This is a genomic window from Pseudorhodoplanes sp. (assembly GCF_050250235.1).
GTDB lineage: Bacteria > Pseudomonadota > Alphaproteobacteria > Rhizobiales > Xanthobacteraceae > Pseudorhodoplanes.
Map to the genome: position 1 here is coordinate 1 of NZ_JBFWPA010000260.1, position 4,803 is coordinate 4,803.

The 4,803-nt window shown below is 54.6% G+C and carries 5 protein-coding genes; 2 read left to right on the plus strand and 3 right to left on the minus strand.

The window, feature by feature from the left end:
• The 3 genes from AB7F49_RS38150 to AB7F49_RS38160 form a co-directional block, all read right to left on the minus strand.
• A partial coding sequence (locus tag AB7F49_RS38150) for a hypothetical protein (RefSeq protein ID WP_428532842.1) occupies positions 1-270 on the minus strand: 270 nt, incomplete at its 3' end.
• Positions 271-758: 488 nt separating this feature from the next.
• Positions 759-1,307 (minus strand): RloB domain-containing protein, encoded by a 549-nt coding sequence (locus AB7F49_RS38155; RefSeq protein WP_428532845.1) that lies wholly within the window; start codon positions 1,305-1,307, stop codon positions 759-761.
• Positions 1,304-2,515, minus strand: coding sequence for an AAA family ATPase (locus AB7F49_RS38160; RefSeq protein WP_428532848.1), 1,212 nt, complete (start codon positions 2,513-2,515; stop codon positions 1,304-1,306). The genes AB7F49_RS38155 and AB7F49_RS38160 overlap by 4 nt, the downstream gene beginning before the upstream one ends.
• A gap of 188 nt (positions 2,516-2,703) precedes the next feature.
• Between AB7F49_RS38160 and AB7F49_RS38165 the strand changes: the two genes are divergently transcribed.
• Together AB7F49_RS38165 and AB7F49_RS38170 are read left to right on the plus strand one after the other, a co-directional pair.
• Positions 2,704-3,273: a hypothetical protein gene (locus AB7F49_RS38165; protein ID WP_428532851.1), complete on the plus strand. Its 570-nt coding sequence runs from the start codon at positions 2,704-2,706 to the stop codon at positions 3,271-3,273.
• A gap of 7 nt (positions 3,274-3,280) precedes the next feature.
• Complete coding sequence (locus AB7F49_RS38170) at positions 3,281-4,141, plus strand: hypothetical protein (RefSeq protein WP_428532854.1); 861 nt, start codon at positions 3,281-3,283, stop codon at positions 4,139-4,141.
• Positions 4,142-4,803: the final 662 nt, after the last annotated feature.

Sequence of the window (4,803 nt, forward strand, 5' to 3'; positions counted from 1 at the left end):
CCAAACAAAGTGTCGATTGAAGTACCCGCCGGGCCCGCTCAGGACAAAGCCAACCACCCTATTATCCACCTCGGCGACATCAAATTGTAGTTCCTGCGTTCTCGTCGACATCATGATCGCAAACGCCATCCTATTGGGGCCGGGCTGCAGCCTGAGCGCAGCTTCTTTGCCTAGGATTGGAGCATAGCTGGTGTTCCAAGCCTCATAGAGCACCCGGTACACTTCCAGACGGTCCTCTGGACGAACGGGCCTGATGATAGCTGCTGTCATTTCAAACGGCTCTTGGGCCACAATCGGGGAACGGCCCAATTCTAAAAGAAAAGACTAAAGAAACTTCTGCCGCAGCCAACTGAGCAGTTGGTATACCAGCCAATAACCGCAGATTTCGTCTACTTCGCAGAGAAAGCAGCCATCGGCGCCTGATTGACTGCTGTCCTAAAACCTCCCTAGTGGCACGACCGCTCTTCATCTGGCAGCAGAGACTTAGTCAGAAGCCGATCTGGTTAGTCATCACCCTGGCGATCAACTGCAAGCTACCCGCTGGCTCCAGCTGTAGCGAAATCCAAGAGAGAACGGGCATTGCGAGCAGGGAGGAGCGCAACGCGAGGCAAGTCTTTCTCGTCAGGTGTTCGCCTCCCCTCCGTTTGTATGTGGCTCATCGTCCATTCGGATAGCGTCCGGTATTACACCACCAAGCGCCGTACCGAGCTTCTGGATGGTGCAAGCTGCCGCTCATGCTATCAAGGATGAAATCTTTATTAGACTAAGCCCACTCTTCTCAAAAAGGCTGCGAGGCTCTCTTCGACGCCACAGGCTAGCTGAATATGGGCTTGCGTTATCTTCGTCCCGAGTTCCTGGGCAGACATTGCTTTCCGGTAGTCAGGCCACTCCCGCAACAAAGCTCTCATGCTCTCGCCAGCGGGGGGCCTTCGTTGCTGACAGTTGTCCATGTGCCGCAACAAGAGCGCCTCATGATCGGGCTCCTGCCAAATAAGATAATCAATCCCATTTTCACGGGCCAGGGCCGTGGCCTCGACATTTTTGCGCGCGCTCCCAACATCGAGAAAAATCGCTTTTATCTTGTAGGCTGAACGCACACGCTCGCGCTGCCGGATGAGCTTCAAAGCCTTTTCGACCAGCGCATGCGGATCACCCGCCCCCGGTTGCAGACTGTGAATGTCGAGATGGACGTGAAGGCCGCGTTCCCGCGCAAGTTTCGCGATAAGCGCGCCATACCCCGCTTCGCTTGCCCCTTCGCCGCCCAGAAATATTGGAGTTCTCTGGGGAATTACCGGGCGGCGACTCATCCGATTTGCGGCACGGCCCCGTAAATACCAGAAAGGTATTTTCGATACCGATTATCCGTCCGCCGTACATTCTTGATGTCCTGAAGGCTGTAAACGCTCGTTTCGCCTTTCGCGTTTTTCTCGCAAAAGAAAACTTCCTCCTTAGCTAAATCCTCCAGAAGCGAGGCCGCATGGCAAGTGAGCCACAACTGCGCCTTGTGCGGATTACGCTCGTCGTCGTGGAACCACTTAATAACTTCGGGCAGAACGAGCGGATGAATCGAAACGTCAAGCTCATCGACAACGGCAATTCCACCGTTCGCCAGTGCCGTCTCAATCAACGGAAAGTATTTAATGAAATTCTTTGTGCCGTGACTTTCGAGCAGCCAAGGCATAGGTTGCTCCAATCCTTCATGCTCGAAAAACGCGAGTGGCCCGTTAGGCCCCTGCACGATACTCATCTTTCGGATACCCAAATCGATGCGCCGAATCTCCCGATTGAGCGCATCGACCATATCCTTGTTGCCGGCATAGAAATTGATGGCATCCTGATCCGTGACGTCCGTTCGTTCGAGAAATATATTTTTTACGATTGAGCGCGCAGCCTTCTGCAACAGCAATGAGGGCTTGTGGTCGAACTGGGCCAACGTGGCGACCAAGCTTGCGTTATCTCTGACTTTGTCGATCACCATCGAGTAGCCAGCGAGGGCAAACGATTTACCGGCTGTGACCTCGTCGCCAATGCGTTCAAAAACTTTTGTCCATTTGCCTTTACCCGCACGGCGTTGTTTCAGACTCTCTGAGTGGACTATGATGCGGCCCTTTTGCTGCTTCAGTTCAAGCTCATATCGAAGCGTCGCTTGAAAATCGGTTGGCAGCACATCCTCGACCGACAGATCCAACGGACCTGTAAATTCCACCGCGAGCTTGATCGGCACGCCTGCCGCTCCCACGCCATTGAACCGTTCGCAAGGAAGACTCGCGGTGGGCTGCGCCTGGAAGGAGTGCTCTACGAACCAGCCTATAAATGTCAGTGCCTTCAGCACCGTCGATTTCCCAGACGCGTTAGGACCAAAGAACGCCGCGACGCGCACCGCGCGTTCGGTTGAACCGTACACGACGGGATCGAACCTTCCCGGCTCGTCGGGCACGGCTTCGCCAACCCGAAGGTCGATCACCTGCAAGTGCCTGATCGAATAGAAATTTTCGATTTCGAGACGGTAAAGCATTGTCAATTCCCAACTCTAAGTGAGGATACTGTACACTTTTACTGCCGTTATTGCAATTTTTTTGTTGATTTTGCGATAAAAGGCCGTTAACCATTGATTCACGCTTAGACAATCGGCGTGGCGTCGGCGTTAGCGGCCCGCCTTCTTAGATCGCGGCGCGGCCGAGCGCCGGCCTGAAAGGACCGAATATGTATCTGGGAGAACCCCTCTTTCGCGAGGGCGCGCTCAGCCCCTTCCTCGCTCATCGCCAACAATCCCTGCGGGAGGTGGTCGAGCCGTACATGGCATCACATCCTGCGGCCACGGACGATGAAATCGTTTCGTATATCTCCGACAAGATGTCCGTTCGCCCTCTCGACATCGATTTTGAGAACTATGCGAAGGATGTTCAGGAGCGCAAGATTCGTGTGCGCGATTTTGGCCGGAACATTGAAATCGACGGCGTGCTCGCCTCGCGGTCCTACCCATTCACTGGCGATGCTGTCCTTTTCAAGCTCACCCCGAGCACTTGGACCACAGTGCTCCCCTACGGTCGCGTTACACACTCAACAGTTATTGTCGGCATCGAAGGCAGGAAAGATCTCGATGCGCTGAAGCGCGAACTCCATAGCCTTGAAAAGATGCTGCGCGACTACACGGGTTGGCAGAAGCCGGAAATCGAACAATTCAATGCAGGCCTGCCGGGGCTTGTGCAGCAACTCGTAGCCAACCGGCGGAAGCACCAAGACGACATTGCCAACTTGCGCGACCAGTTGTGAGGCAAGCATGAGCAATTTACCCGCGCCTCCTGACGGCGATGACGCCGAAAACGACAAAAACGCTGGTCGCGGTAAGTGGATTCGCGGAGCTCTAAACGCCGCAAGCGGCGCCATACCTTTTGCAGGCGGTTTCCTCGCCGCCGCTGCGGGCGTTTGGGGTGAAAACGAACAGCAGCAAGCGATGGACGCATTGCGCGCGTGGATCAAGATGTTGGAGGACGAACTGCGCGAAAAGCAACGGACGATCCTCGAGATTATGGCGCGCCTCGACATGCACGATCAGAAGATCGCCGAACGCGTCATGTCCAGCGAGTATCAGTCATTGCTCAAAAAGGCGTTCCGCAACTGGGCTGGAACTGAAAGCGGAAAGAAGCAGGAATACATTCGCAACGTTCTCACAAACGCGGCATCGGTCCGTCTCGTCGATGACGACGTCATCAGCCTCTTCGTTGAGTGGCTTCAGAAGTACTCTGAACTTCACTTCGCGGTTATCGGGGAGCTTTATCGCAGCCCCGGTTCGACGCGCGGTCAAATATGGCGCAACCTCGGAAAATCGTCAGTCCGCGAGGACTCTGCCGAGGCGGACTTGTTTCGCCTACTGATACGCGATCTATCAACAGGCGGCATTATCCGCCAACATCGCGAGACGGACTACGCTGGCAATTTCATCGCAAAGCAGGGGCGCAAAACGTCGCGAGCGACATCAGTCAACGCGTCCAAGCAGATGAAGTCCGCGTTTGACGACGAAGAACGGTATGAACTCACCGCGCTCGGAGAGCAGTTCGTTCACTACGCCATGAACGAGGTGACGGTGAAAATCACCTACTCTCCGGCGGGTGGCGACGATGAGACGTCGCAGGCCGCCTAGCATCGGTGCCAAACAACAAGACTTCGCCTTGGCACTTCAGGTTTCGACACCGGCATACTCGTAATATTGGGAACTATCCTGCGCTTTGTCCCCAAGACCGATAGAACGGCTCGTCCGCCCGCATTTGCATTTCCCCCGATTGGCTCAGAGAGAGAGACAACAGCCATTAGGTTCGCTGTTTAGAGATGCGAAATCGAAGAGAAGATCGACGGCCAACGTAATACTCCAGAAAGCAGACGTGGCCGGCGGAGACGTATTCGTCCCAAACCATGAGAAGCACAATGTCTTCTCCTGGGATTGAGCGCCGATGTGTCGACTGTTCCACGACGCTTTGGTGCCGTAGTTTGAGAACTCGAATGACCTCAGAATCTAGACGATCAACGAAAAAAAGAAGTTGGCCCTGTTTGGTTTCTCTTGGTTTGGCGGTGAACGGTGGTGGACGGGCGCTGACATTTGGTGAGCGCGTCAGCCTGACAGCAGAGAGCAATGTGGTGATCGGAGCGTGCCAACTGAAGATCCAATGAATGAACGTGATGGCTTCGATTTTGCCGATAAGCTCGCGCCGGTTCGCTAGGCACCGTTAGGAGTTTGTCACATCCGGGCCGGAAGAATAGCATTTGTGAAGATCTTGACCGTACGCCTTCCGAAGTAATTCCAGAAAA

What these genes read in the sequence shown, in the direction of transcription:
- AB7F49_RS38155 (WP_428532845.1), bottom strand. Translation starts at nt 1,307, where the DNA reads ATGAGTCGCCGCCCGGTAATTCCCCAGAGAACTCCAATATTTCTGGGC.
- AB7F49_RS38160 (WP_428532848.1), bottom strand. Translation starts at nt 2,515, where the DNA reads ATGCTTTACCGTCTCGAAATCGAAAATTTCTATTCGATCAGGCACTTG.
- AB7F49_RS38165 (WP_428532851.1), top strand. Translation starts at nt 2,704, where the DNA reads ATGTATCTGGGAGAACCCCTCTTTCGCGAGGGCGCGCTCAGCCCCTTC.
- AB7F49_RS38170 (WP_428532854.1), top strand. Translation starts at nt 3,281, where the DNA reads ATGAGCAATTTACCCGCGCCTCCTGACGGCGATGACGCCGAAAACGAC.